This is a genomic window from Nocardioides sp. cx-169 (assembly GCF_021083605.1).
GTDB lineage: Bacteria > Actinomycetota > Actinomycetes > Propionibacteriales > Nocardioidaceae > Nocardioides.
Window position 1 is genome coordinate 102,949 of record NZ_JAJNRO010000010.1, and the last position, 25,481, is coordinate 128,429.

General features: G+C 69.6%; 26 protein-coding genes. 18 read left to right on the forward strand and 8 right to left on the reverse strand.

Annotated features, from left to right (window positions below; translation table 11 throughout):
- Positions 1-138 precede the first annotated feature (138 nt).
- Entirely contained in the window at positions 139-855 is a 717-nt protein-coding gene (locus LRP67_RS15675; RefSeq protein WP_231271102.1) for an ANTAR domain-containing protein, read from the reverse strand.
- Between the two features lie 440 nt (positions 856-1,295).
- On the opposite strand from LRP67_RS15675, the gene LRP67_RS21940 reads away from it, so the two are divergent.
- The gene (locus LRP67_RS21940) at positions 1,296-2,066 is read left to right on the forward strand and encodes an ANTAR domain-containing protein (protein ID WP_231271103.1); all 771 of its coding nucleotides are present in this window, start codon (positions 1,296-1,298) and stop codon (positions 2,064-2,066) included.
- Complete coding sequence (locus LRP67_RS15685) at positions 2,063-2,815, forward strand: GAF and ANTAR domain-containing protein (protein ID WP_231271104.1); 753 nt, start codon at positions 2,063-2,065, stop codon at positions 2,813-2,815. Before LRP67_RS21940 ends, LRP67_RS15685 begins: the two co-directional genes overlap by 4 nt.
- Before the next feature lie 69 nt (positions 2,816-2,884).
- Here LRP67_RS15685 and LRP67_RS15690 read toward each other — a convergent pair whose 3' ends face one another.
- From LRP67_RS15690 to LRP67_RS15705, 4 genes are read right to left on the reverse strand one after another with little or no spacing between them, the layout of a single operon-like run.
- Positions 2,885-3,598 carry a class I SAM-dependent methyltransferase gene (locus tag LRP67_RS15690; RefSeq protein ID WP_231271105.1) on the reverse strand — a complete coding sequence of 238 codons (714 nt, stop codon included), beginning with the start codon at positions 3,596-3,598 and terminating at the stop codon, positions 2,885-2,887.
- Positions 3,595-4,395 carry an ABC transporter ATP-binding protein gene (locus LRP67_RS15695; protein ID WP_231271106.1) on the reverse strand — a complete coding sequence of 267 codons (801 nt, stop codon included), beginning with the start codon at positions 4,393-4,395 and terminating at the stop codon, positions 3,595-3,597. The genes LRP67_RS15690 and LRP67_RS15695 overlap by 4 nt, the downstream gene beginning before the upstream one ends.
- Positions 4,392-5,375 (reverse strand): ABC transporter substrate-binding protein, encoded by a 984-nt coding sequence (locus tag LRP67_RS15700; RefSeq protein WP_231271107.1) that lies wholly within the window; start codon positions 5,373-5,375, stop codon positions 4,392-4,394. Before LRP67_RS15700 ends, LRP67_RS15695 begins: the two co-directional genes overlap by 4 nt.
- A gap of 24 nt (positions 5,376-5,399) precedes the next feature.
- Positions 5,400-6,494 (reverse strand): iron ABC transporter permease, encoded by a 1,095-nt coding sequence (locus LRP67_RS15705; protein WP_231271108.1) that lies wholly within the window; start codon positions 6,492-6,494, stop codon positions 5,400-5,402.
- A 230-nt stretch (positions 6,495-6,724) separates the two neighbouring features.
- On the opposite strand from LRP67_RS15705, the gene LRP67_RS15710 reads away from it, so the two are divergent.
- Both LRP67_RS15710 and LRP67_RS15715 read left to right on the forward strand, forming a co-directional pair.
- Positions 6,725-7,021: a hypothetical protein gene (locus tag LRP67_RS15710; RefSeq protein ID WP_231242528.1), complete on the forward strand. Its 297-nt coding sequence runs from the start codon at positions 6,725-6,727 to the stop codon at positions 7,019-7,021.
- An 11-nt stretch (positions 7,022-7,032) separates the two neighbouring features.
- The gene (locus tag LRP67_RS15715) at positions 7,033-7,767 is read left to right on the forward strand and encodes an alpha/beta fold hydrolase (RefSeq protein WP_231271109.1); all 735 of its coding nucleotides are present in this window, start codon (positions 7,033-7,035) and stop codon (positions 7,765-7,767) included.
- A 113-nt stretch (positions 7,768-7,880) separates the two neighbouring features.
- Here the strand turns inward: LRP67_RS15715 and LRP67_RS15720 are convergent, their stop codons facing one another.
- Positions 7,881-10,625 carry an AAA family ATPase gene (locus LRP67_RS15720; protein WP_308189770.1) on the reverse strand — a complete coding sequence of 915 codons (2,745 nt, stop codon included), beginning with the start codon at positions 10,623-10,625 and terminating at the stop codon, positions 7,881-7,883.
- A 241-nt stretch (positions 10,626-10,866) separates the two neighbouring features.
- Between LRP67_RS15720 and LRP67_RS15725 the strand changes: the two genes are divergently transcribed.
- From LRP67_RS15725 to LRP67_RS15780, 12 genes are all read left to right on the forward strand, one after another.
- Entirely contained in the window at positions 10,867-11,745 is an 879-nt protein-coding gene (locus tag LRP67_RS15725; RefSeq protein ID WP_231271111.1) for an ABC transporter ATP-binding protein, read from the forward strand.
- 53 nt (positions 11,746-11,798) lie between these two features.
- Entirely contained in the window at positions 11,799-12,518 is a 720-nt protein-coding gene (locus tag LRP67_RS15730; protein ID WP_231271112.1) for an ABC transporter permease, read from the forward strand.
- Positions 12,515-13,414: a protein kinase gene (locus tag LRP67_RS15735; RefSeq protein WP_231271113.1), complete on the forward strand. Its 900-nt coding sequence runs from the start codon at positions 12,515-12,517 to the stop codon at positions 13,412-13,414. The genes LRP67_RS15730 and LRP67_RS15735 overlap by 4 nt, the downstream gene beginning before the upstream one ends.
- A 43-nt stretch (positions 13,415-13,457) precedes the next feature.
- Entirely contained in the window at positions 13,458-14,297 is an 840-nt protein-coding gene (locus LRP67_RS15740; RefSeq protein WP_231271114.1) for an alpha/beta fold hydrolase, read from the forward strand.
- Positions 14,298-14,313: 16 nt separating this feature from the next.
- Entirely contained in the window at positions 14,314-14,625 is a 312-nt protein-coding gene (locus LRP67_RS15745; RefSeq protein ID WP_231271115.1) for a GNAT family N-acetyltransferase, read from the forward strand.
- A 39-nt stretch (positions 14,626-14,664) separates the two neighbouring features.
- Positions 14,665-15,057 carry a GNAT family N-acetyltransferase gene (locus LRP67_RS15750; RefSeq protein WP_231271116.1) on the forward strand — a complete coding sequence of 131 codons (393 nt, stop codon included), beginning with the start codon at positions 14,665-14,667 and terminating at the stop codon, positions 15,055-15,057.
- Between the two features lie 12 nt (positions 15,058-15,069).
- The gene (locus LRP67_RS15755; protein ID WP_231271117.1) at positions 15,070-16,428 is read left to right on the forward strand and encodes a glutaminase; all 1,359 of its coding nucleotides are present in this window, start codon (positions 15,070-15,072) and stop codon (positions 16,426-16,428) included.
- A complete protein-coding gene (locus tag LRP67_RS15760; protein WP_231271118.1) occupies positions 16,415-17,386 on the forward strand; it encodes a pirin family protein in 972 nt (323 codons plus the stop codon). Before LRP67_RS15755 ends, LRP67_RS15760 begins: the two co-directional genes overlap by 14 nt.
- Before the next feature lie 204 nt (positions 17,387-17,590).
- A complete protein-coding gene (locus LRP67_RS15765; RefSeq protein ID WP_231271119.1) occupies positions 17,591-18,832 on the forward strand; it encodes a hypothetical protein in 1,242 nt (413 codons plus the stop codon).
- Positions 18,833-18,931: 99 nt separating this feature from the next.
- The gene (locus LRP67_RS15770) at positions 18,932-19,624 is read left to right on the forward strand and encodes a response regulator transcription factor (RefSeq protein ID WP_308189775.1); all 693 of its coding nucleotides are present in this window, start codon (positions 18,932-18,934) and stop codon (positions 19,622-19,624) included.
- Positions 19,621-21,069: a HAMP domain-containing sensor histidine kinase gene (locus LRP67_RS15775; protein WP_231271121.1), complete on the forward strand. Its 1,449-nt coding sequence runs from the start codon at positions 19,621-19,623 to the stop codon at positions 21,067-21,069. Before LRP67_RS15770 ends, LRP67_RS15775 begins: the two co-directional genes overlap by 4 nt.
- A gap of 167 nt (positions 21,070-21,236) precedes the next feature.
- Positions 21,237-21,620 (forward strand): Rieske (2Fe-2S) protein, encoded by a 384-nt coding sequence (locus LRP67_RS15780; RefSeq protein ID WP_231271122.1) that lies wholly within the window; start codon positions 21,237-21,239, stop codon positions 21,618-21,620.
- 143 nt (positions 21,621-21,763) lie between these two features.
- Here the strand turns inward: LRP67_RS15780 and LRP67_RS15785 are convergent, their stop codons facing one another.
- Complete coding sequence (locus tag LRP67_RS15785) at positions 21,764-22,189, reverse strand: Lrp/AsnC family transcriptional regulator (protein ID WP_231271123.1); 426 nt, start codon at positions 22,187-22,189, stop codon at positions 21,764-21,766.
- Positions 22,190-22,329: 140 nt separating this feature from the next.
- Between LRP67_RS15785 and LRP67_RS15790 the strand changes: the two genes are divergently transcribed.
- On the forward strand, positions 22,330-23,289 hold the full coding sequence (locus LRP67_RS15790; RefSeq protein WP_231271124.1) for an arginase family protein: 960 nt from the start codon (positions 22,330-22,332) through the stop codon (positions 23,287-23,289).
- Between the two features lie 131 nt (positions 23,290-23,420).
- On the opposite strand, the gene glnA is transcribed toward LRP67_RS15790, so the two are convergent.
- Positions 23,421-24,845: a type I glutamate--ammonia ligase gene (gene glnA, locus LRP67_RS15795; RefSeq protein WP_231271125.1), complete on the reverse strand. Its 1,425-nt coding sequence runs from the start codon at positions 24,843-24,845 to the stop codon at positions 23,421-23,423.
- A 209-nt stretch (positions 24,846-25,054) separates the two neighbouring features.
- Here glnA and LRP67_RS15800 point away from each other — a divergent pair, with 209 nt between their 5' ends.
- Positions 25,055-25,480 (forward strand): RDD family protein, encoded by a 426-nt coding sequence (locus tag LRP67_RS15800; RefSeq protein WP_231271126.1) that lies wholly within the window; start codon positions 25,055-25,057, stop codon positions 25,478-25,480.
- Position 25,481 lies beyond the last annotated feature (1 nt).

Here is a 25,481-nt window from a genome sequence, read left to right on the forward strand (position 1 = left end):
ACCGGGACCGGGGTGGATTCTGCATGAAGCGATGAAGTCGAAACTACGGGAGCCCGGCACATAAGTAAAGGCCGCCGTCCTTGCCGAGCCGCAGACATCGAGGATTGTCTGGGTGGCAGGCAAGTCGAGCAACTCGCTTTAGTCGCGGAAGTCGTTGTTGTCGTCGAGCATCGTTTCGGCGACGTGTAGGACGGTGACCCCGGCTCGGAGCGCGGCACCCTGCAGGCGTAGGCGTGCGGCTTCGGGCTCGAGCCCGTCGGCGGCCATCAGCAAGCCGACGGCATTGTCGATCACGGCGGCCTCTCGTAGCACCCGCGGCGCCTGTTGGGAGTGGGCACGAGTGGTGAATCCGAGGTCGGCGTTGGTGACTGCCGCGGCGGCCCATGCGCCCAGGATGTCGGCGAGCATCTCGTGATGGCCGGCAAATGCCCGATCCGACCCGGCGTACAGGTTGACGCTCCCGGTCACGCGCCCCTCTGTGATGATCGGGAGGGTCAGGGTGCTCTTGACTCCCGCAGCGGCAGTGGCCTGGGAGAACAGCTGCCAACCGTTCTCGTCGAGGTCACTGGCGGTGCAGTCCAAAACTTGTTCGCTGGCTACGGCGTCGAGGCAGGGACCCCCGCCCAACTCACCGCCCAAGTACTGGATTGCGTCCAGAACGGCGAACTGCGCGTCCGAAGCTACGAGGGTCAACGAAATCCCCTCGTGGACGAGGGCCAGGGTCAGTCCTAGGCAGTCGGGCACGACGCCCCCGACCTTCCCCGCGATGGCAAGGATGTCCTCAAGCAGATGCTGGTCGTCCTCGTAGGCGTCGAGCTGCTTGATCGCCTCGAGGGATTCAGGGATGGGCTGCATGGCCTCGCTCGTGTCTGGGTGTGCCGTCGAGTCGCGGTGGCGATTCGCGCACATCGGCCGCGACGAGGTCCGGGACGAGAACGATGCTCTACTCGTCGACCGTACACCCGGCTCCAGCCGCCGCCTCTGCTCACGTCCATGGTCCGACTCTCGCGGCGCAGAACACTTGCTGCGCCCGCGACGACACACTGCCTCGAGCTGGAATCCAGCGGAGCAGAGGGTCGGGCATGCTCAGGCCAGTGGCGGCAAGCCGCGCACGCCCGGAGCCGTGGCTTGGAGAGGATGCGTTGTGACTACGGGGGGGCCACGGTTCCGACAATCGTTCACGCAGCGGGTGGGAAAGCCGCCACGGGTTTGTGCCATGCCGCTGGCCGAGGGTGGCGCTAGGCTGCAAATCGCACTGCCTAGATGGGGCAGCGCAGAACAGGGGAGATAGTCGCGTGGCCTCGTCACTGAGCGACATCAGGGCTGAACTGATCGCCGCGATGTCCAACAACACCCCCGGTCTCGCGGCAACGGACGAGCTGTGTGCCACGTGTGTAGGTCTGGCCGGCGTCGACGGGGCCGCGCTCTCGGTCGTCTATCGGGGTGCCTCGAGGGGCACCTTCGGGTCGAGCAGCGAAGCCAGCCGCCGTCTCGATGAATATCAGTTCACCTTCGGTGAGGGTCCCTGTTTGGATGCGGTGGCCACGCGCGAGGCGGTATTGGTTCCGAACCTCGACTCACCGCGTGAACGACGGTGGCCGCTCCTGAGGGGTGCGCTCCTCGACGATGGGGTCCGAGGAGTTTTCGCCCTCCCCGTCATGGTCACGTCGGTGTGCGTCGGCGCCCTGGATCTCTTTCGGTCAGCACCAGGGCCGTTGGAAGGCGACGACTTGGCAGTGGCCTTGCTGGCCGCGGAGCTGGCTACTGCTCCGCTGCTCGACCTGATCGCCGACGCGGTAGGGGTCGGTGCCCATGGCGAGGACCTGTTCGAGAGTGTGGCATCTGGACCCGAGCACGCGGCGGAGTTGGACCGGGTGGAGGTCCACCAGGCGACTGGGATGCTGATCGCGGCACTGGATGTCGACGCCACCGAGGCACTGGTGCGCCTTCGGGCCCATGCCATCACCACGGGGCAGACAGCGAGCCAGGTTGCCAGGGCCATCGTCGAGCGCAGGCTCATGCTGGAGACCGACGGCCGGGCCGGCGCGAGGGATGGCTCACCATGACGGAGACACGGGAACACCGCATCATCCGTGCGTTCGTGGAGATGTCCAACGAGCTTGTTGATGACTACGACGTGGTGGACGTGCTCGCCCAGCTCACGGGCCATTGCGCTGGGCTGCTCGACGTGGCGTCCGCAGGTCTGCTTCTTGCCGATGGGCGCGGTGTCCTGCACCTCGCCGCTTCGTCCTCAGAGCGGGTCCATCATCTGGAGGTCTTCCAGCTTCAGCGCGACGAGGGTCCGTGCTTGGACTGTTTCCAGGGTGGCGAGGCGGTGCTGGTCCGTGACCTGGCGGACGAGGAGCAACGATGGCCGCAGTTCTCTCGCGCGGCGCGGGACTCCGGTTTCAGGTCGGTCCATGCGCTGCCTATGAGGCTGACCGGTCATGTTCTCGGGGCGCTGGGGCTGTTCGGAGAGACGCCCGGTGTCCTCAATGACGAGGATCTCGCTCTCGCCCAGGCGCTCCTGCATGTGGCGACCGTCGCCATCGTCAATGAGCGCTCTGCTATCGACCGCGCCACGGTCAACTCACAACTCCAGCGAGCGCTGACCAGCCGGATTATCGTGGAGCAGGCCAAGGGTGTCCTCGCCCAAGCCAGCGGATTGAGCATGGACGACGCGTTCGCGGGCTTGCGTCGCTACGCCCGTGACCACGGAACCAAGCTCAGTGTGATCGCAAGTCAGGTCGTCGACCGGGAGCTTCAACACCAGACAGTCATCCAGCACGCACGATCCGCTGCCGTTCTGCCCTGAGCTGCCTGCCTCATGCCTTCGCACCGGTCAGGGCAGCGGCAGGCTGTGAGCCCTTGGCATCGGGTGGGGTCAAGGACGGGTGCCGCGGATGAGGTACTGCGTCAGCACCTCGTGGTTCGGCGCGACGCCGTACTCGAGATCGAGTTCGCGCAGTCGGGTGAGCGCGACTGCCTCGACGTCGACGAAGCCGGCGGCGCGGATCCGGTCGACGAACGGCTCGATGGTGGTCGACTCCGCGAGCGGGAGCGCCCGGCGCACGTCCTCGTCGTAGAAGGACTTGAACTGGTCGCTGGCGCCCTCGTGGAGGCCTCGGGCGAACCAGGTGGAGTCGACGACCGCGAGGGTGCCGCCCGGGCGCAGCAGCCGGAGCCAGTTGGTCAATGCGGTGTCGGGCTCGCGCAACGTCCAGGTGACGTAGCGGTTGACGACGGCGTCGAAGGAGTTGGCGGGGAAGTCGGGTGCGACCGCGTCGCCGCGCAGGAAGGTCGGTGGGATGGTCATGGCGTCGGCGTGCAGCCGGGCGCGCCCCAGCATGCCGTCAGCCAGGTCGATGCCGGTGACCCTGTGGCCCAGCTCGGCGACGATGCAGGCGACGTAGCCCGATCCGGTTCCGACGTCGAGGACGTCGAGCGGCGCGGTGCCGAGGGCATCGGCGAAGACCTGCTTCCAGGCGGCGAGGTCGAGGTCCTTGCGGTCCGGCCGCTGCTGGTACTCGTCGTACGGCACGGATCGCTGGGTCCAGTACTCGTTCAGCGCTGTCTGGACGTCGGTGCTCCGGGTCATCGGTGGATCCTCTCGAGAGAGCGGGTGGGGGACAGGGGGCGGAAGGCGAGGTGGAAGCCGTCGTCGAGGTCGATGCGGCGCACCGCCACCTCGTAGACCGGCTCCAGGTGCTCGGTGGTGAGGACGTGGTCGGGGGACCCTGCGGCGACCACCGCGCCGCGGTGCAGGAGCAGGACCCGGTCGCAGTACGTCGCGGCGAGGTTGAGGTCGTGAAGGATGACGACGACCGTGTGTCCGCCCTCGACCGCCAGCCTGCGGGCCAGGTCGAGCACCTCATGTTGGTAGCGCACGTCGAGGTGGTTGGTCGGCTCGTCGAGCAGCAGGTGGGTCGACTCCTGGGCCAGGGCTCGGGCGATGAGCACCCGTTGTCGTTCGCCGCCCGAGAGCCCGTCGAACGGCTTGTCGGCCAGGTGAAGCGCGCCCACCCGGTCCAGTGCGTCCGCGGCGATGCGGTCGTCGTCCGTGCCGTGGCGGCCGAAGCCCGACCTGTGCGGCGTACGGCCGAGCAGCACCATGTCGGAGACCAGGAGGGGGAGGTCGCCGGTGCTCTCCTGCACGACGACGGCCACCCGCTGTGCGACCTCGCGGGCCGAGAGGCCGCTCAGTTGCTCGCCGTCGATGAGGACGGCGCCCGCTCGCGGCTTCAGCGAGGCGTGGAGCGTGCGCAGCAGCGTGGTCTTCCCAGACCCGTTGGGACCGACCAGACCGAGCACCTGGCCGTGAGACGCGTCAAGGTCGACGGCATCGAGGATCTCGTGCTGGCCGTAGGAGAACCTGATCCCGCTCGCCGAGATCATCGCTGGAAGTGCCGCACGATGTTCTCCAGCCCATCGATGGCCAGCGGCGAGGGCGGCTCGGAGAAGTTGAAGAGCTGGGTGAGGATGGCGTCGTTCTCGACCGCGGCCAGGGCCTGCGCGCCGTTCATCTCGGTGATGGCGGCCTCCACGTCGGCGGGGTCGCCGTCGGAGTGGAGGAGGACCAGTACGTCGGGGTTGCGTCCGATGAGCTCCTCGAGGGTCACCTCGAAGACGCGGTCGCTGGTGTCGTCGAAGACGTTGCGGAACCCGGCGGCCTCCAGCTGGGCCTGGACCATCGAGGAGGCACCGTAGGCGAAGGGCGTACCGCCACCGACAGTGGGGTAGAGCACGGCAGCGGTGCGCTCCTCGTCCGGGTCGACCTGCGCGAGGACCTCGTCGAGGTGCCTCTGTAGGCGCCCGACGGCCTTCTCGGCCTCGTGGGCCTTGTCGAAGATGCGGCCGTAGGTGCGCAGCTGCTCGTGGATGTCGGTGAAGGTCTGGTCACTCGGTGGCTCGGGGCACAGGCCGGGCTCCTCGACCAGGGGGATGTCGACGGCGGTGAGGGCGTCGCGGGTGAGGTTGTCAGCCTCGCCGAGGACGAGGTCGGGCCGCTGGGCGAGGACCACCTCCTTGGAGATCTCCAGGTGGCCGGAGGAGTCGAGGTCGTCCGACAGCATCGGTATCGTCTCGAGCTCGGCCCAGGTCGCGTCGTCGTAGTAGCCCCGGGGGTACGCCCCGGCGCGGGCGACAACCACGTCGCCGAGGATGCCGAGCTCGTGGAGGTACGTGGCGGCCGCAGGCTTGAGCAGCACCGCCCTCTGGGGAGTCTTGTCGAGCACCACCTCGACTCCGCAGTTCTCCACGGTGACAGGGGCGGCTCCGCCTGAGCCGGTGTCGTCACGGGACTCGGTGCTGCAGGCGGCAAGGGTTGCGATCAGGACGGCAGTGGTCGCGAGCGCGGTGAGGCGTGGAATGGACACGGGAACCCTTCGTCGGAGGCGGTGTCAGGCCGCGGAGTGCAGGCGGCGGATGAGGTAGAGCAGGAACGGCGCGCCGACCATCGCGGTGACGATGCCGATGGGCAGCTCGCGCGGCTGCAGGAGCATGCGGGAGAACAGGTCGGCCCAGATCAAGAAGATCGCGCCGAGCATCGCGGCCGTGGGAATCGACCACGCATGGGCCGCACCGACCAGTCGGCGGGCCAGGTGCGGGACGACCAGCCCGACGAACCCGATGGAGCCCGACGCCGCGACCACGAACCCGATGCACAGCGAGACGATGACGAGCAGCTGGGTGCGCAAGCGGGTCGGTGAGACACCGAGCACGAGCGCGGTCTCGTCTCCGATCGCGAGTGCGTCGAGCCGGCGCCCCCACAGGGCGAGCACGGTCGTCGTACCCACGACCACCAAGGTCAGGGCGATCAGGGGCGCGCCCCATTGCGCGAGCGCCAGCGAGCCGAGTAGCCAGAACATGACCGAGCGCGCGCCCTCGGCGGAGCCCGAGGCGAAGATCAGGAAGCTCGTCAGCGCGGACAGCGCGTAGCCCACGGCGACGCCGGCGAGCAGCAGGCGCACCGAAGTGATGCGACCGGCTGCGCGGGCGACCATGAAGACCAGCAGCGAGGCGGCCAGGGCTCCGAGGAAGGCGCTGGCCGACAGGGTGTGCTCGCCGACGCCCAGTGTCACCCCGAAGAGGATCGTGGCGGCCGCGCCGCTGGAGGCGCCGGAGTTGATGCCCAGCAGGTATGGGTCCGCGAGAAGGTTGCGGACCATCGCCTGCAGGGCGGCGCCGCACACGGCCAGCCCGGCGCCCACCCCGACCGCCATGATCACGCGCGGCAGGCGCACGTCCCAGACGATCGCCTCGGAGGTGTCGCTCACGCCCTCGGGGAGCGATGACTGAAGGCGCGCCCACAGCACCTCCAGCACGTCGGGCGGCGAGATCATGATCGGCCCGATCCCGATGCCGAGTACCGCCGAACCGAGCATCCCCATCACCAGCGCCGCGACGATCGCCGCGTTGCGCCGGCGACGCCTCCTGCGCCCGAGCGGGTCGGCACTGACGGCGGAGGACGCCTTCAGTGCGGTACGGGCGGGCAACCCACGCTCCTTAATGCAAACAGCTTGCAAGAGCGAGTGATGCTAACTAACCGTGCGTAGTATCCGCCCGCCGGGGGTGGCCCCGGGTGCTCCTCGAGGCGATGAGGGGGAACGGCTCCATCGTCGTGGATCTCTCGGGTGTCCGGCGGGTGCGGGCTCCGAGGCCGGTCCTCCGGAGATCCGACCGGGTCGGCGCCGTCCGACAGGCAACAACCCGGGTACCGGCGCGCATGGCCACATCCACGCGGGCGGCGGTTGCCGCGACCAGCTCCTGGATCGACCCGGACGGGTTTCGGACGCCGGCGGGGGAGGTGCACGCCTGGCTGCCCGGTACCAACCAGACGATCTGTGGCCTCCCGGTGAAGAGGGCCGGACTGGGCCGCTTCTCCCACATCGACTGGCTGGACGTGCAGCCGGCCACCGGCCGAGACGCCGACCGCGTGACGTCGGTGTGCCGCAGGTGCCTAGCCGGCACCGGACACCGCCGGGACGACCGGCCCTGGACGCGCCACGACCCCCGGCCCTGACGGCGGCATACGTGCGACGACGTCGCGCCCGCGACTACGCGGGCGACCCACTGCCGATCGGCCTGCCGCTGGAGAACTCGCGGCTCGTCGCGGTGCCCGGACTCGGACTGGGCGTCGAGGCCTGGCGCCCGACCCTGTCTTACTGGGGAGCCGGAGACGGCAACGTGCTGGTGCTGCCGGGGTACGGCGTCCCGCTCTCCCGCCGCGCCCCGTGTGCGCCTGTGGACGTCGCGGTCCAGCTGAGTGGCGCGCTGAACGGGCCGACGACCCTGCTGGGTCACTCGTCGAGCTGCCAGGTGGTGGCGCATGCGGCACGCCTACGGCCGGACCTGGTCGACGGGCTGGTGCTGGTCGGGCCGACGACTGATCCGCGTGCGGCGTCGTGGTGGGCACTGGCGACCTTGTGGCTTCGAACCGCCGGCCACGAGGATCCGCGTCAGCTCCCGTCGTTGCTGCGCCAGTACCGGCGCACCACGCTCGGATCGATGCTTCGCACCATGGACCAGTCGCGCCGTGACGACCTCGGCGCGACGCTGTCCGAGGTCCACTGCCCGATGGTTCTCGTCCGCGGGGCGCACGACCGCATCGCTCGCAGCGACTGGCTGCGGTCGCTGGGCGGCAGCGCCCCGAACCGGACGGTGATCGAGCTGGCTGTCGGAGCCCACATGGTGCCCATGACCCACCCGGCCGAGCTGGCTGCCTCGGTGGGCGCCGTCCTAGGTGACCGCCCCTCCGCGGGAGCGTGATGTTCCGGGGCGAGCTCGCCGAGAGGTGAGAGTTCGCCTGCGCCCTCACCCGGCGAGGTGGGAGTCGGCCCGACGACCGTGCGCGCTCCTCCCTCCGCCCGGCCGACACGGGTTCAGGAGAGCGGCAGCTCCCTGAGCTGTCGGCGGGAGGTGATGCCCAGCTTGCGGAAGATGCTGCGCAGATGGGCCTCGATCGTGCGTGGGCTGAGGAACAGCTGCCCCGCCACCTCGCGGGAGGTGGCCCCGGTCGCCACGAGCCGCGCGATGTGCAGCTCCTGGGCGGTGAGGGAGTCGGTCGGCTGGGCGGTTCGTTTGCGAGGGTGCTCACCGGTGGCACGCAGCTCGCGAGCGGCGCGCTCGGCGAACGCGCTCGCGCCCATGTCGGACAGCAGCTGATGGGCAGTGCGGAGCTGTTCACGGGCGTCGTGGCGACGACCCTCGCGGCGCAGCCACTCGCCGAAGACCAGATGCGCCCGGGCAAGGTAGGCACCCATCCGGGAGCCTTGCAGCAGCTCGATCGCCTGGCGGTGATGCTGCTCGGCGCCCGGCCCGATGCTGGTGAGCGCCCGCGAGTGCGCCGCCATTCCGAGCGCCCACGGGGTGCCGCTGGCGGCGGCCCGGGAGTTGAGCTGGTCCAACGCGACGGCCGCGTGGGCCGGCTCGTCAGCACGGGAGGCGGCCTCGACGAGCTCGGGGAGCGCCAGGTTGATGTGAGGTGGCTCCAGTGACTCGCATGCCCGCATCGCGGCGTCGAACGCGGCTGCGTAGTTGCCCAGACCGTTGTGGAGCACCGCCATCGCGACCTGCGCCAAGGTGACCTCAGCGTCGTTACCGCGGGCGGCAGCCTCCTTGACGGCCGCGGCGTGGATCTCGACGGTCTCGGCCTGCTGGCCGCGCCAGGCGGCCAGCAGGAGCTGACCGAAGCGCAGCGAGACACCGCCGGTCGCCTGGGTGATAGCAGTCTCCTCGGCAATCAGGTCGGTGGCCCGCGCGGGCTGGCCGAAGAGCACCGAGACGGCTGCCAGGAACAGCAGCGAGGCCGGGAGCGTGGTCAGCGCGCCTGCCTCCCGGGCGAGCCGTACGTTGCGGTGCGCCAGCGTGTGAAGCAGGTCGTCGTCGAACAGCGTCAGCGCCGTACGGCTGGCCAGCCAGTGCCAGCGGCGGGTGTCTCCGCCCCCGGCAACCTCGGCGGCTGGATCGTCGGCGCAGAAGGCCTCGAGCGCCTGGCGCAGCTGCGGCACGCCCGCCGCGTAGCCGTCCGTGTAGGTGGTCACCAGTCCGTCGAGCAGCAGATCGGCCGCCCCCGGCGGGCCTGGCGGCGGGGGAGCGGACCGGGCGGCCTCGGTCGCCTCCACCATGCCCCGGCGGTGATCGAGGCCGCCGGTGATGATGGCCGCATCGAGCGCGTGGAGGTAGGTCTCGCGGGACAGTGAGGCGTCCAGAGGGGCGAGGGCCCTGGCGGCGTTCAGCAGCATGCCCGAGACGTCGCTGCCTCGGGTCAGGTGGAACGCGATCTGGGCGCGCAGCAGCTCGAGACGCGCGCGTTGCAGAGCGTCCAACGGCCCGGTCGCGGCGCCGGCGAGCAGCTCCAAGGCGGCCTCCGAGGCGCCGGCGTCGTGTTTGGCCTGCGCGGCGTCGAGCACCCGCGTCGCACGGGTGCTCGGCTCGGGGGTCAACTCAGCCGCGTGCTGCAGGAACGCGGCCGCAGCGGCCACCCCGCCGCGAGCACGGGCCCGCCCGGCCGCGCTCTCCAGCTCGGCGGCGGCCTCCTCGTCGGTGCCCTGCACCGCTCGCGCGCGGTGCCAGGCACGCCGGTCCGGGTCGACCGTCGGGTCGGTGGCGAAGGCCAGCGCGGCGTGGGCCCGACGCTGGTCCGGCGGGGTGGCCGCCTGGTAGACCGCCGAGCGGACCAGCGGATGACGGAACCGCACCCGAGTGTCCATCTCCAGCAGGCCGCTGGCTTCGGCAGGAGCGGCCGCCTCCGGGCTGATGCCCAGGTGGGAGGTCGCGCGCCACAGCAGCGCGGCATCGCCGGTGGGGTCTGCCGCGGCCACCAACAGCAGCAGTTGGGTCTCGGCCGGAAGGGTGGCCGAACGCCGTCGGAAGCCGTCCTCGATGCGGCGGGGGACGCTCAGCGAGTCAGGCAGCTCGAACCCGCCGGCCAGCTGCGCGGACTGCGTGCTGTGCGACAGCTCCAGCAGGGCCAGCGGATTGCCGCGCGCCTCGGCGACGATCCGATCCCGCACGGCGTCGTCGAGCCGCCTCCGCACGGAGGCGGCAAGCAGCGTCTGCGCGTCGGCCGCGCCGAGCCCCTCCAGGCGCAGCTCGGGCAACCCGGCCAGCGGGTGGTTGTCGCCTGCGCTGGAGTCGCGCAGCACGAACAACAGCGCCACCCGCTCGACCGACACCCGCCGCGCGACGAACGCCAGGACCTGCGCAGAGGCCTCGTCCAGCCACTGCGCATCGTCGACGAGGCACAGCAGCGGCGCCTCCTCGGCAACCTCGGCGAGCAGGTTGAGGGTCGCCAGACCGACCAGGAAGCGGTCCGGCGCGGGGCCGGCTCGCAGTCCGAACGCCACCCCCAGCGCATCCTGCTGTGGATCCGGAAGCGCACCGACGAGGTCCAGCAGTGGAGCACACAACTGGTACAACCCGGCGAACGCGAACTGTGTCTCAGCCTCCACGCCCACCGAGGACTTCACCCGGAACCCCGATGACGTCGCGGTGCTGCATGCCTGCTCCACGAGTGCCGTCTTGCCTATGCCTGCTTCGCCGCGCACCACCAGAGCCCCGCTGCGCCCGGTCTGCGCCTGCGTGAGCAGCTGCTCCACCCTCGCGCACTCCGCGCGACGGCCCACCAGGTCCGTCAGCTCCCGCTCCTCCTCGAGTCCGCCAGGCTAGGTGATTCTCACCGATGCGAGCCCTCAGCCTGCCAGAACCGGCTCGCCTGCGGGCGTGGTGCGGGCAAAGGCACCGAGGTTTTCACCGACGCGAAGGCACCTCCCTGAGGGCGAGTCTGGTGCCACGACACGAATCGGAGCGGTCCGGATCAGCCGGACCTGCGACGCCACCGGCTCGCGGCACACGAAAGGAACCCCCATGCCCGTCTCTCCCGTCATCGACGTCGAACGCCTGAACGTCACCTACGGCGACTTCGCCGCGGTCCGTGACCTCTCCTTGCAGGTCCAGCGCGGCGAGCTCTACGCCCTGCTGGGCACGAACGGAGCCGGCAAGACCTCGACCCTGGAGGTGGTCGAGGGTCATCGAGGGGCTGCCTCCGGGACGGTGCGGATCTTCGGTGAGAGCCCGCAGGATCGGCGCGCGGTGCGGCCGCGGATGGGCATCATGCTGCAGGAGAGCGGCTTCTCGCCCGACCTGACGGTGCGGGAGTCGGTCGGTCTGATCGGCTCGCTCAGTGGCAGGCGCGACGACGTGGACCGGGTCCTCGGCGTCGCGGGTCTCACTCGGAAGGCGAGCACCCGGGTCGCCCAGCTGTCCGGCGGCGAGAAGCGCCGCCTGGACTTCGCCACGGCCGTCTACGGCGGGCCGGAGCTGGTCATCCTGGACGAGCCCACGACGGGACTGGACATCCAGTCCCGCGACGCGCTCTGGTCCGCCGTGGATCGACTGCGTGACGAAGGCTCCACGGTCGTGCTCACCACCCACTACCTGGAGGAGGCTCAGCAGCGTGCCGACCGAATCGGCCTCATGCACGAGGGCATGCTGCGGCGCGAGGGCACGGTCGTCGAGCTGACTCAGAGCTTGCCGTCGGTGATCAGCTTTGCCCTGCCACCCGGGGCGCCCGAGCCGCCGATCGTGGGTGCACTCAACGGCGCATTCCACCTCGAGACGTTCCGCCTGCAGGAGGACCTCTACCGGCTGCTGGGCTGGGCGCACGACGCGGGTGTGGAGCTGTTGGAGCTCACAGCCGGCCCCACGCGTCTCGACGACGTCTTCCGTGCCCTGGACGCCGCATGAAGCCCACGAGACCCCCGGAGCCACGAAGCTTCACGGGGAAGCGAGGCACCGCCATGTTCGAGATCGCTCGCAGCGAGCTGGTCCAGATGTTCCGGAACCGGCTGGTCCTCGTCACCGGCCTGGTCATCCCCGTCGCGGTCAGCGGCTACTTCGTCCGTCAGCACGAGGTGTTCGCCGACCTCGGCAGCCTGGGCTACGTCGCAGCCATCGTGATGTTCACCGTGATGGCCTTCGGGCTCTACACCACAGCGGTGACCACCCTGGCCGCGCGCCGGCAGGACCTGTTCCTCAAGCGGCTGCGGTCCACCGCCGCGAGCGACCCGAGCATCCTCACCGGGCTGGTCCTCCCCATCACCGTCATCGCTCTCGTCCAGGTGGTGGCGATCCTGACGGTGTTCGGCGTGGTCACCGACCGCCCGGCCGAGATCCCGCTGTTGGTGGTCGCGATCCTGGCGACGACGGCCATGATGGTGGCTCTCGCGTTGGCGACCGCAGGGCTCACGAACTCACCCGAGCACGCCCAGGTGACCACCCTGCCGGTCAGCCTGGCGGTGATCGCCGTGGCCAGCTGGGTGGGGATCAGCGGCACGGAGGACCTTGCCTACCTCAAGCGGCTCCTACCCGGCGGGTCAGCCACCGAGCTGGTCGTCAACGCCTGGGACGGCGGTGTCCCCCTCACGGACTCGCTGCCCCTCGTGGTGCCCACGCTGGCCTGGGTGCTCGTCGCCGTGGCACTGGCCGGCCGGCTCTTCCGCTGGGAGCCCCGTCGATGAGCACCGATCGAGTGATCGCCGGTCGCTACGAACTGGGTGAAGTCATCGGCTTCGGCGCCACGGCCGAGGTCCACCGTGGTCGCGACACCCGCTCGGGCCGCGCGGTGGCCATCAAGATGCTGCGCAAGGACCTGGCGCGAGACCCTCTGTTCCGGTCCCGCCTCCGGCGCGAAGCGATGACCGTGGCTGGTCTCAGTCATCCCGCCATCGTCGCGGTCTACGACACCGGGCACGAGGAGGTCGACGACGGCTCGGCGGGCACGGTCCGGGTGCCGTTCATCGTCATGGAGTACGTCGCGGGGCGGTCGTTGCGCGACCTGCTCAGGATGCGCCCGGTGACCCGCAACGAGGCGATCCACTTCGAGGTCGGGATCCTCGCAGCGCTCGACGTCAGTCACCTCGCGGGCGTCGTCCATCGCGACATCAAACCGGCGAACGTGATGATCACGCCCGAGGATGCGGTCAAGCTCGTGGACTTCGGCATCTCGAGTGCCCAGGGCCCGGCCGCGACGCTGACCCAGGCCCAGGTGTTCCTCGGGACTCCCTCGTACCTCTCTCCGGAGCAGGCGCGGGGAGAGACCGCCGACGCCCGCAGCGACCTCTACTCCGCAGGCTGCGTGCTCCACGAGCTCCTGACCGGGCGGCCACCGTTCGTGGGCGACGACCCCGTGGCTGTCGCCTACCAGCACGTGCACGAGGAGCCCGCGCGGGTTCCGACGGGGCTCGTGGCACTCGACGCCGTACTCGCGAAAGCACTCGCCAAGAGGCGGGAGGACCGCTTCCAGGACGCCCGCTCGTTCAGGGAGGCGCTCCTGTGCGCGACGCGGGACACCGCCTCCTTCGACCCGGCGACTGCCGCAAGCGCCTCGTGGTCGAGGGTGCTCACCCGCTGCTAGCAGACCCCACCACTGATACCGAACAAAGGAAAGGAACCACCTCATGGGATTCATCACCGTCGGAAACGAGAACAGCACCGCCATCGAGCTCTACTACGAGGACCAGGGTGCAGGACAGCCTGTGGTCCTCATCCACGGATACCCCTTGGACGGCCACAGCTGGGAGCGCCAGGCGCGCGCGCTGCGCGCCGCCGGATACCGCGTCATCACCTACGACCGCCGCGGCTTCGGTCAGTCCTCCAAGCCCGGCTCCGGCTACGACTACGACACGTTCGCCGCCGATCTGTCCACCCTGCTGGAGACCCTCGACCTCGACGAGGTCGTGCTGGTCGGCTTCTCCATGGGCACCGGGGAGCTCGCTCGCTACGTCTCGCGGTACGGCCACCAGCGGATCGCGAAGCTCGCGTTCCTGGCCTCGCTGGAGCCGTTCCTCGTCGCCACGGAGGACAACCCGGAGGGGATGCCGAGAGAGGTCTTCGAGGGGATCGAGGCAGCCGCGTGGCAGGACCGCTACGCGTGGTTCACCCGGTTCTTCGCCGACTTCTACAACCTCGAGGAGAACCTCGGCAGCCGGATCGGCCAGGAGGCTGTCACCGGCAGCTGGAACGTCGCCGTCTCCAGCGCTCCAGCGGCGGCCTACGCCGTCGTCTCCTCGTGGATCGAGGACTTCCGCGGCGATGTCGAGGCGGTCCGGGCCAGCGGCAAGCCGGCTCTGATCCTGCATGGGACCGCCGACAGCATCCTGCCGATCGATGCCACGGCCCGACGCTTCCGCCACCTCCTCCCGGACGCCGAGTACGTCGAGATCGAAGGCGCACCGCACGGGCTGCTCTGGACGCACGCGGACGACGTCAACTCCGCGTTGACGTCCTTCCTCGACTGAGCGCCGGACGGACCGAATGACAGACATCCACGTTGTCCACGACCCTGACCGCCTGCGCTACCGAGCAAGCATCGGCGGCGAAGCCGCGGGCTTCGCTGAGTACCTCCTCACCGACGAGCTGATCGTCTTCACCCACACCGACGTCGAGCGCCGGTTCGAGGGCAAGGGCGTCGGCTCGGCCCTCGCCCGATTCGCGCTGGACGACGTCCGCGCAGCAGGCCGACGCAAGGTCATGCCGCTGTGTCCGTTCATCAAGGGCTGGATCGGACGGCATCGCGAGTACGTGGCGATGGTGTACGGCGTGCCGGAGTCGACGGCCAAGGACTGACGTGCCACGCATCGCGACGCCACAAGAGAGGACCACCACATGACCAAGACACTCACCGACAAGTCGGGTGCGACCGTGCAGGTCAAGCTCGAGACCGGCAGCCATGTCAGCTCCTACACCCTGAGCTTGGACGGAGAGACGACCGTGGGGCGCGCCGTCTTCGTCGACTCTCCTGGGGCGGGCAACGACCGGATCTTCTTCCACACCGAGGTGGACGAGGAGTTCGGTGGGCGCGGTCTCGCGGGACTGCTGGTCCGCGAGGCGCTCGACGACAGCATCCGCAGGAACCTCACCGTCGTGCCGGTGTGCCCAGTGTTCGCCCGGCACCTGAAGGCGCACGGTGGTGAGTTCACCGCCCGGGGCGGCGTGTTCCGTCGGCCGACTCCGGCGGACATCGCCCTCGCCACCCGGGCCGCACGAGGCGGAGCATGAAGGAGCGGATCGATGCGATCAGTCATTCCTGACTATCTGACCGAGGCACTGGCAGAGGTCGCGTCCGACGTCTCCGGAGAGCTGGCGGGGTACATCCCCGAGCTCGCGGCCGCCGACCCCGGTCGTCTCGGCGTGGTCTTCGCCACCCTCGACGGCGAGATCTACGGCGCCGGCGACGTGGATGCCGAGTTCACGATCCAGTCGATCTCCAAACCCTTCGCCTACGCGCTGGCCCTGGCGGATCGCGGCTTCGACCCCGTGCTCGCCAAGATCGGCGTAGAACCCTCGGGCGAGGCGTTCAACGAGATCTCACTCGAGAGTGAGAGCGGGCGCCCCCTCAATCCCATGATCAATGCCGGTGCCATCACCGCGCACTCGCTGGCGGGCTCGAGGGAGTTGGGTCCGGCGGGACGTGTGGAGCGGGTGATCGACGGCCTGTCCGCCTTCGCCGGGCGGCAGCTGCGCATCGACGAGGGGGTGTGCGCCTCCGAGATGGAGCATGCCCATCGGAATCTTGCCATCGCGCACATGCTCCGCAGCTACGGAATCCTCACCGAGGACCCGCAGGCCGTCGTCGACGGCTACACCCGCCAGTGCTCCGTGCTCGTCACCGTGCGGGATCTGGCGATGATGGCCGCGACCCTGGCCAACCGGGGGGTGAACCCCGTCTCGGGCCAGCAGGTGGTCAGCGAGCGGGTGGTCCGTCAGGTGCTGAGCGTCATGGCCACCTGCGGGATGTACGACTCGGCCGGTGACTGGGCGACCCAGGTCGGCATCCCGGCAAAGAGTGGGGTGTCCGGCGGCTTGATCGGCGCCCTGCCCGGACAGGTCGGGATCGCCACGCTCTCGGCGCGGCTGGACGCCCACGGCAACAGCGTTCGCGGGGTGACGCTGTTCGAGCGGTTCTCCTCCGACATGGGTCTGCACGTGATGGAGGTGCCGCCGTCTGCGCGCGCGGTCGTACGCTCCAACCACGTGGTGGGCGGCGGACCACACGCCGTCCGGGTCTTCCAGCTGCAGGGTGGGATTCGCTTCGCCGGAGCCGAACGGATCGTGCGAGAAGTCATGGACACAGCACCCCGCGAAGCGTGGGTGGCTCTGGATCTCACCATGGTCTACTCGATCGACGACGTGGCACGACGCATGCTGCTGGAGGTCGCGCGCCGACTCACGTTGGATCACCACGAGGTCCTTCTCATCGACCCGGAGGCCCTCGTGCCGGACCCCGAGCCCGGGGACGGGGGCCGAGTCACCGTCGTCGACGACCTCGAGCAAGCAGTCCGCAGCGTCAATGCTCGTCCCACCAACCGCGAGCCGGGTCCTGGCTCGCCGTCTGACGACGGCAGGGAGGTGCCGCGTGAGCAACCTTGAGCGGCACCCCGATGAAGAGGTGATCGTGACCGAGCCTGCTGATCGTCCTGAGCTGCTGCAGCCGCGTGAGGTCCCGCTGGGAGGTCAGCGAGCGTTGATGGTCCGGCGCACCCTGCCGCAGCGCGCGCGCAGCCTCATCGGCGCATGGTGCTTCGCCGACTCCTTCGGTCCCACTCCGGCACCCTCGCCGCGGACCATGGACACCCGTCCGCATCCGCACACCGGGCTGCAGACCGTCAGCTGGCTGTACGCAGGCAAGGTCGAGCACCGCGACTCCCTGGGCAGCCTGGCCTACATCGTTCCCGGCCAGGTGAACCTGATGACCGCAGGGCGGGGCATCCAGCACTCAGAGGTCTCGACCGAGGATGCCCGCGGCCTGCACGGTGTGCAGCTGTGGGTCGCGTTGCCTGATGCGAGCCGAGGGACCGCGCCGCTGTTCGAGCACTACGTGCCGCATCCGCTCACGCACGGTGACGCCACCGTGCGGGTCTTCCTCGGTGAGCTTCTGGGACTCTCGGCCCCCCTGACGACGTTCAGTCCGCTCGTGGGGGCGCAGATCGACCTGCCTGCCGGCGGCGAGGCGCGACTTCCGGTGAACCCCGCCTTCGAGCACGGCCTGCTCATCGATGCAGGGGAGCCGGCGCTGAACGGGGTCGTGGTCGCTGCCGACCAGCTCTGCTACGTCCCACCGGGATCCGACGAACTCGTCATCCGCGCGGGTGACGCCGCCGTACGCGGACTGCTCATCGGTGGGGAGCCACTGGGCGAGGAGATCGTCATGTGGTGGAACTTCGTCGGCCGCAACCACGACGAGGTCGTCGGCTACCGCCAGGAGTGGCAGGCCGAGGTCATCGGAGCGGCCGACCCGACGGGCCGATTCGGCGTCGTCCGGGGATACGACGGTGACCCCCTGCCTGCGCCGGTCCTCCCGAACGCAACGCTGCAGCCACGTCACTGACGTGTGCGCTCGCCGCTCGGTCGTTGTCGGTGATGGATGTGGCTGCCATCACGGTTCCTCTCGAATCTGATCATCAGCAGCACGACAGGCCGGGCACCTGATTCGGTCAACCGGCCTGAGCGTCGCTCTAACAGGTGTCTAAGTTTCGCTCGGTACGAAGTAGGCCTCAGACAAGCGACGCAACTCGTATGCAGGAGGCTAGTAATGGCAGTCAACGCAGTGAGGTCCGACTTACCCCGGAAGTTCGGGGCGGCCGCCATGGCGCTGGCGACGGTGTTCGCTGTCGCCGCCTGCAGCTCGGACAGCGACAACAGTGCGGAGCCCGCCCAGCCCGCCGCGCCCGGCTCGCACAGCGCGCACGGGGGCGAGGCGCCGGCTCCACCGCAGCCGCTGCGCGCCGGTGAGCGGTTCGTCGAGCTGAAGATGCCCGAGGCATACACGCCCGCGCCGCCGGAGGGCGCCATGGACGAGTACCGGTGCCAGGTGCTCGATCCGGACCTGACCGAGGTGGCGTTCCTCACCGGGACCCAGGTCATGCCGGAGAACGTCGCCATCGCGCACCACGGCATCGTCTACGCGGTGCCGCCGGGCGACGCCGCCGCGGTGCGCGAGCAGGACGCGAAGACTCCCGGCCTCGGCTGGCGGTGTTTCGGCGGGACCGGCGTGGAGGGCGCCGACGTGGAGGATGACGACGAGGGCTCCGACCCTGGCGCGGCGTGGGTGGACACCTGGGCGCCGGGCGCCGCGGAGACGCTGCTCGACCAGGACGCCGGCTACAAGCTGGAGCCGGGCAGCCTGATCGTCTTCCAGATGCACTACAACCTGCTCGCGACCGGCGGCGAGCCGGGCGGGTCGGACCGCTCGGCGGTGCGGCTGCGGCTGACGGACGGCACGCCGCAGACCCGGGAGCTCGAGACGTGGTCGCTCGACGCGCCGACCGACCTGCCCTGTGCCGCCGACGAGTCGGGTCCGCTCTGCGACCGGACGGCCTCGATCGCGGACGTGACGAAGCGGTTCGGGCCGGAGGTCGGCGAGTTCGCGGACGAGCAGGTGGAGGAGTGCAACGAGGGCGGCGCCCCGAAGCCCGGTGACACCCAGACCTGCGACCACGAGGTGGAGGAGCCGGTGACGGTGTTCGCCGGGTTCGGTCACATGCACATGCTCGGGCGGTCCATGAAGGTCGAGCTCAACCCGGGCACGCCGAACGCCAAGGTCCTGCTGGACGTGCCGCAGTTCGACTTCGACAACCAGCGGATGGCGAAGCTGCCGGAGCCGGTGGAGGTCGATCCGGGGGACATTCTGCGGGTGACGTGCACGCACGACGCGGGGCTGCGCAAGCAGGTGGGGCAGCTGAGCAAGCTGCCGCCGCGGTACGTGGTGTGGGGCGATGGCACCGGCGACGAGATGTGCATCGGCATCATGACGGTCTCCCCCCGCGATTCCTGACGAGGCGTCGGCTGAAACTGCACCCGTGCGCGCCGATCCTGGCCTCAGATGATCGGGGACAATGAGCGGCAAAGCAGCGACTGGAAGGGGCGGGCCGGCGTGCGGATCATGATCGCCGATGATGACGCGGCCATCCGGGAGTCGCTGGAGCGGGTGCTCCAGGTCGAGGGTTACGACACCAGCACCGTCGCCAACGGCCTCGCCGTGCTCGAGGGCGTCGGTGGGGCCGGCGGTGACACGCTGGATCTGCTGATCCTCGACGTGATGATGCCCCGCCTGGGCGGGTTGGAGACCTGCCGGCGGTTGCGGGCCGCGGATCGGGATCTGCCGGTGCTGATGCTGACCGCCCGTGACCAGGTCTCCGACCGGGTCGCGGGGCTCGACGCGGGCGCCGACGACTACCTGCCCAAGCCGTTCGCCACCGAGGAGCTGCTGGCCCGAGTGCGGGCCCTGCTACGCCGGCGCACGCCAACGAACGAGGAGGCGCAGATCCTGTCGTTCGCCGACGTCCGGCTCGATCCCGACAGGTTCGAGGCGTGGCGGGGCGGGCGACAGCTGCGCCTCACCCGGACCGAGTTCTCCCTGCTGCAGGTCCTCATGGGCAACGCGACCCGGGTCTTGACCCGCGACATGCTGTTCGAGGCGATCTGGGGCTTCGACATGAGCGCCACCGCCAACAACCTCCAGGTGTACGTGAGCTACCTGCGCCGCAAGATGGAGGCCGAGGGTGAGCCGCGATTGATCTACACGCTGCGCGGCCTGGGATACACGTTGCGGGAGACTCCTCCGTGAGCAGGCCCACCGGCCGGGAACCGCGCCGGCTGACCCGATGGTGGCGCGGGTGGTCCCTGCGAACCAGGCTGACGGTGATCGCGGCGACGGCCATCGCGGTGAGCGTGTTCGTGGCCTTCCAGCTGGCCAGCGAGCTGCTGGACCGGGAGCTACGGGACACCGCCGAGGACCAGCTGCGCGCCGACTCCCGGGTCCTGGCGACGAACGCGGAGCGCGCCGGTCTCACGCAGGTGGAGCTACCGCCGTATCCCGGAGACGGTCGGCTGGTGCGGGTCATCCTGCCCGACGGCTCGACCAGGACCCCGGCCGGCCAACCGGCTCTGCCCCCGGTCAGCGAGGGCGCCGGGCGCGTGGTGCGGGGCGTGTCGGCCGACCTGATGGAGTCGAATGACAGCGAAGAGGGCTACTTCATCTACACGCTGGGGACGGGCGACGGCGCGGTCCAGCTGGCCCACGCCGCCGACGACAGCCCGGTCAACCGGTTCGGGTTCGGCATGCTGCTGATCGGGCTGCTCTGCGTGGTCGGCGGCGCCCTTGTCGGGCGGACCGTGGCGCGGACCGGGCTGGCACCGATCGACCGGCTGACCGCCGCCGCGGTACGTGTCGCGGACACCAGGGACCTCGACGCCGACATCCCGGATGAGGGCGGCGGGGAGATCCGGCGGCTGATCCAGTCGATCAACGCCATGCTCGCCGCGCTCCGGGACTCGCGTGGGGCCCAGCGGCTGCTCGCCGAGGACGCCGCCCACGAGCTCAAGACCCCGCTCACCAGCCTGCGCCTCAACGTCGAGCTGCTGATCCGGCTCGATCGGCGCGGCACCCTGGACCGCGCACTGCCGGCGGAGAGTCGGACCCGGCTGCTCAACGACCTCGGCGCCCAGGTGGCCGAGCTGAGCACCCTTGCCGCCGAGCTGACCGACCTGGCGCGCGGTGACATCAGCGACGAGAGCGCCGAGCTGCTCGACCTCGCCGACGTGGTGGTGGCCGCCGCGACCCGGGCGCGCTCCCGCGTGCCCGACATCGAGATTGCGCTCGACGTGACGTCGGTGTGGGTGAGCGGCCGTCCCGCCGCGCTCCAGCGGGCGGTGCTCAATCTCATCGACAACGCCGGCAAATGGTCCCCCGCGGACCAGCCGGTCCAGGTCCGGCTCCATGCTGAGGGCAGGTCGGCGGTGCTCGAGGTCGACGACGCCGGGCCGGGCATCGACGCCCCCGACGTACCGCGGGTCTTCGACCGGTTCTACCGTGCCGACAGCGCCCGGGCGTTGCCGGGATCCGGTCTGGGTCTGTCGATCGTGCAGCGGGTCGTCGACGCCCACGGCGGCCGCGCCACCGTCGCCCGCTCCGCACGCGGTGGCGCGCTGCTTCGGGTAGACCTTCCGGCTTCCGCCCCGCCCGCCCCGATCGCCCGGCTCGCCACCGGGGAGGACACCGCGGTGCGCTGACCCGCCCCGCGGCGCGCATTAACACTCGCCTCAGGTTCGCTCGCTACGAAGTAGGCGTCAGACAAGCGATGTAACCCGTAGGTAGGAGGCCAGCGATGGCAGTCAAAGCAGCGCCGTGCGGAGTGACACCCGCGTCCGATCCAGCCCCCGGGGTACCCCGCCGCACCGTGCTGGGAGGCGCCGCAGCGCTCGGCGTCGGCCTCCCGCTGCTGGCCGCGTGCGGCTCCGACGACGGCGGCGACAGTGGCGTCCAGGCGCCCGGTGCCGGCACCGTGCTCACCACCACGGCCGAGGTGCCGGTCGGCGGCGGCATCATCCTGGTCGACGACGGTCTGGTCGTGACCCAGCCCGAGGAGGGGACGTTCAAGGCGTTCAGCTCCACGTGCACCCACCAGGGCTGCGAGGTGACGAAGGTGACCGAGACCATCGACTGTCTCTGCCACCGCAGCAAGTTCTCCCTCTCTGACGGCTCACCGCAGTCCGGGCCGGCTACCTCACCGCTGCCCGAGACGATCGTCACCGTCGACGGGGACAACGTCACCACCGCCTGACCCGGCTTCCCTTCCCGGGCCGGCGGTGGCCAGACCGCACTGCGGATCCTGAACGCCTGAGCAGCTGCGGGCGCATCGCCTTCGGTGGAAAGACGCGCATCGGCCCGCGCGCGGGTCGCGGCAGAACCGGATGTTGTCCATCTCTACCTCGTGAGGGAGTTGAACAGCAGGCTCGTCTGAGTGTCTCGAACTCCGGGCAGCGCCCTGAGGCGTTCCAGGACGAGGTCGAACTCCGACAAGCTGCGGCAGCGCAGCTGCACTACGAGGTCCCAGGCTCCGGTGGTGGAGTGCAGGTGCTCGACCTCGGGGTAGCCGCGGATCTCGCGGACCACGTCTTGTCCCTCGTTGGGGGTGGTCACGACGGTGGTGACCCCGCGGATCGCATCGCGGTCCACGTCGTTGCCGACCCTGAGGGTGAAGCCTTCGATGACCCCACTGTCGACGAGCCGATCGATGCGAGACGTCACGGTCGAGCGGTTCACCCCGAGCTCTCGGGATAGGACGGCAACGGGCGTGCGGCTGTTCGTCCGGAGGAGGGCGATGAGCCGGTGGTCCAGGTCATCAAGCATGCAGACAGCCTAGTGATGGCAGGCAGATGGACGTGGTAGCAAACAGATTGCGCGCAATCTGGCGATTGCGGCACAACATCGCCCGCTTCTAGCGTCTGGCGAGAAGATCACGCACGCGCGTGACTGGAGGAGATGACCCGATGCCCAACGCAGTTCCCGCCTCGACCCCGACCCCGTCCGCCGACCCGAGTGGAGGCGCAGCTCGCTCCGGCCTGGCGTTGACCCACTTCGCGGGTCGCGCCGGCGACCACAACGACCTGGCGATGGTCGGCTCACGTCAGCTGGCGGAGGGGCTGGTGGCATTGCTGGGCGTCGAAGCCACCATCGTCGGTTCGCCGGAGCCGTGCCTGTCCGTCGGATGGCGCGAGGAGCTTGACGCAGCGCTTCCCACCCTCCGCCAGATGGCCGACCGGCTCGACCGAGTCTTCCGGTCCGGCCGTACGCCGGTCACCGCGTCCAGCAGGTGTGCTGTGGCGTTGGCAACGCTCCCCGTCGTGGCCAAGCACCGCCCCGACGCCGTGGTGGTCTGGTTCGATGCCCACGCAGACCTCAACACCCCGGAGAACTCCACCACCGGGTATCTCGGCGGCCTCGCGTACAGCGGGCCACTGGGCATGTGGGACTCCGGTCTCGGCGACGGCCTGCGCGCCGAGAACGCCGTCCTGGTCGGAGCGCGCGACCTCGATCCCGCCGAGCAGGGCCTCGTCGATGCCGGCACCATCGCGCTCGTCGAGGTCGGGCCGAGCATGGCCGACGAGCTCCGCGCCGTCATCGACGGCCGCCCGGTCTATGTCCACATCGACTGCGACGTGCTGGACGCTGGCACGGTGCCGACCGACTACCGCGTTCCCGACGGCATGTCCCTCGCCGACCTCAATGCCACCACAGTCGTGCTCGCTGAGTCCGAGCTCGTGGGCATCGAGGTGGGGGAACTCGAGAGCGCGGACGACCCGCACACCCCGCCGAGCTACGTCGCGGCACTGCTGGACGCGCTTGCCCCGCTGCTGTCGGTGGAGGTGCCTCGGCCCGCCTTGGACCCGGTATGCCCGTTCAATGTAAATGCGCTGAACGCTCATCGACATGAGCGGGCACCTCGGTAGCCGCGGCAGGGGAGACAGCTTTCCTCTGGCGCTCGGGTCTACCGGCGTCGGAATCCGACATGCAACGAGGGCCCCGGCAAAGCCGGGGCCCTCGTCATCGAACCGTGGGTTCGAGCTACGTGCACAAGTGACTAGATGTCGTAGTACAGCTCGAACTCGTGCGGGTGCGGGCGCATCTGGACGGGGAGGATCTCCTGGGTGCGCTTGTAGTCGATCCAGGTCTCGATCAGGTCGGGCGTGAACACGTTGCCGGCCGTCAGGAACTCGTGGTCGGCCTCGAGGGAGTCGAGGACGGCGCCGAGCGAGGTCGGGACCTGGTCGATGTCGGCCATCTCGTCGGGCGGGAGCTCGTAGATGTCCTTGTCGATGGGGGCGGCGGGCTCGATCTTGTTCTTGATGCCGTCGAGGCCGGCCAGCAGCAGCGCCGAGAAGGCGAGGTAGGGGTTGGCCGACGGGTCGGGGCAGCGGAACTCGATGCGCTTGGCCTTCGGGTTGGAGCCCGTGATCGGGATCCGGACGCAGGCCGAGCGGTTGCGCTGGGAGTAGACCAGCGAGATCGGGGCCTCGAAGCCGGGGACCAGGCGGTGGTAGGAGTTCACCGTGGGGTTGGTGAACGCCAGCAGCGACGGGGCGTGCTTGAGGATGCCGCCGATGTAGTAGCGCGCCATGTCGGACAGGCCGCCGTAGCCGGTCTCGTCGTAGAACAGCGGCTCGCCGTTGTTCCAGATGGACTGGTGCACGTGCATGCCCGAGCCGTTGTCGCCGAAGATGGGCTTGGGCATGAACGTCGCCGTCTTGCCGTTGCGCCACGCGGTGTTCTTGATGATGTACTTGAACTTCATCACGTCGTCGGCGGCCTTGAGCAGCTCGTCGAAGCGGTAGTTGATCTCCGCCTGGCCGGCGGTGCCGACCTCGTGGTGGGCGCGCTCGACCTGGAGGCCGGCCCTCTCGAGCTCGATGACCATCTCGTCGCGCAGCTCGCCGAAGTGGTCGGTCGGCGCGACAGGGAAGTAGCCGCCCTTGTACTTGACCTTGTAGCCGCGGTTGTCGTTCTCGAACGCGTCACCGGTGTTCCAGGCGCCGGCCGAGGAGTTGATCTCGTAGTAGCCGGCGTTCTGCTTGGTCTCGAAGCGCACGTTGTCGAAGACGTAGAACTCGGCCTCGGGGGCGAAGAACGCGGTGTCGCCGATCCCGGTGGTCCCCAGGTAGGCCATGGCCTTCTTGGCGATGTTGCGCGGGTCGCGCGAGTACGGCTCGCCGGTGAGCGGGTCGTGGATGAAGAAGTTGACCACCAGGGTCTTGGCCGCGCGGAAGGGGTCGATGTAGGCGGTGGTCGGGTCCGGGAACAGCGACATGTCGGACTCGTGGATGGCCTGGAAGCCGCGGATCGAGGAGCCGTCGAAGTTCAGCCCGTCCTCGAAGACGGACTGGTCGAACGATGACACCGGGACCGTGAAGTGCTGCATGACGCCGGGCAGGTCACAGAAGCGGACGTCGACCATCTCGACGCCCTCATCCTTGATGTAGGCGAGCAGCTCGTCGCTGTTCTGGAACATTCGTCCTCCTTGGCTGCGTCCCGTGACGGGGCAGCCGACAAAAGCAAGCAGAAGTGGACACCCCGGAGCGACGCTGCTCCGGAGGGTGACCCGAACCTACGAACGGGCCATTTCTCGACCGTATCGGTTTCGTTTCCGGGATGTAACAGGTGGCCGGGGGAGGTGACGTCCCTGTGCCCTCGGTAGCCTGCGGGGGTGAGGACGACGACATGGTGACGATCCCCGAGTCGGCATCGTGGCCGCGCCGGATCCTCGCGCTGTTCGTCGACTGGTTCGTCTCGACCCTCGCGGTGATCGCGATCGTCGGGTTGGACGAGTACGGCGAGCCCGGCAGCGACGCCCAGTTCTACGTGCTGGTCGTGTACGTCGTCGAGTCGGCGCTCTTCACCTGGCTGCTCGGAGGCTCGTTCGGCAAGCTCGTCACTCGGCTGCGGGTCGTGCCCGCCGACGGCCGCCTGCGTCCCCTCAATCCGCTCAAGGCGCTGCTGCGCCAGGTGATGGTGGCGCTGGTGATCCCGCCGCTGATCTACCGGCCCGACGGACGCGGTTTGCACGACCTGGTTGCGGGAACGGTGACGGTTACGTTGGACACGTTCCACGAGCTCAGCCCCGGACCACGCCGCCCCGAAAGGTAGC

Excerpts from the sequence above, each read along its gene's own strand:
- LRP67_RS15675 (WP_231271102.1), bottom strand. The coding sequence starts at position 855 with ATGCAGCCCATCCCTGAATCCCTCGAGGCGATCAAGCAGCTCGACGCC.
- LRP67_RS15735 (WP_231271113.1), top strand. The coding sequence starts at position 12,515 with ATGAGCACCGATCGAGTGATCGCCGGTCGCTACGAACTGGGTGAAGTC.
- LRP67_RS15800 (WP_231271126.1), top strand. The coding sequence starts at position 25,055 with ATGGTGACGATCCCCGAGTCGGCATCGTGGCCGCGCCGGATCCTCGCG.
- LRP67_RS15765 (WP_231271119.1), top strand. The coding sequence starts at position 17,591 with ATGGCAGTCAACGCAGTGAGGTCCGACTTACCCCGGAAGTTCGGGGCG.
- LRP67_RS15725 (WP_231271111.1), top strand. The coding sequence starts at position 10,867 with ATGCCCGTCTCTCCCGTCATCGACGTCGAACGCCTGAACGTCACCTAC.
- LRP67_RS15750 (WP_231271116.1), top strand. The coding sequence starts at position 14,665 with ATGACCAAGACACTCACCGACAAGTCGGGTGCGACCGTGCAGGTCAAG.
- LRP67_RS15685 (WP_231271104.1), top strand. The coding sequence starts at position 2,063 with ATGACGGAGACACGGGAACACCGCATCATCCGTGCGTTCGTGGAGATG.
- LRP67_RS15730 (WP_231271112.1), top strand. The coding sequence starts at position 11,799 with ATGTTCGAGATCGCTCGCAGCGAGCTGGTCCAGATGTTCCGGAACCGG.
- LRP67_RS15745 (WP_231271115.1), top strand. The coding sequence starts at position 14,314 with ATGACAGACATCCACGTTGTCCACGACCCTGACCGCCTGCGCTACCGA.
- LRP67_RS15790 (WP_231271124.1), top strand. The coding sequence starts at position 22,330 with ATGCCCAACGCAGTTCCCGCCTCGACCCCGACCCCGTCCGCCGACCCG.
- LRP67_RS15710 (WP_231242528.1), top strand. The coding sequence starts at position 6,725 with ATGGCCACATCCACGCGGGCGGCGGTTGCCGCGACCAGCTCCTGGATC.
- LRP67_RS15740 (WP_231271114.1), top strand. The coding sequence starts at position 13,458 with ATGGGATTCATCACCGTCGGAAACGAGAACAGCACCGCCATCGAGCTC.
- LRP67_RS15755 (WP_231271117.1), top strand. The coding sequence starts at position 15,070 with ATGCGATCAGTCATTCCTGACTATCTGACCGAGGCACTGGCAGAGGTC.
- LRP67_RS15785 (WP_231271123.1), bottom strand. The coding sequence starts at position 22,189 with ATGCTTGATGACCTGGACCACCGGCTCATCGCCCTCCTCCGGACGAAC.
- LRP67_RS15695 (WP_231271106.1), bottom strand. The coding sequence starts at position 4,395 with ATGATCTCGGCGAGCGGGATCAGGTTCTCCTACGGCCAGCACGAGATC.
- glnA (WP_231271125.1), bottom strand. The coding sequence starts at position 24,845 with ATGTTCCAGAACAGCGACGAGCTGCTCGCCTACATCAAGGATGAGGGC.
- LRP67_RS15690 (WP_231271105.1), bottom strand. The coding sequence starts at position 3,598 with ATGACCCGGAGCACCGACGTCCAGACAGCGCTGAACGAGTACTGGACC.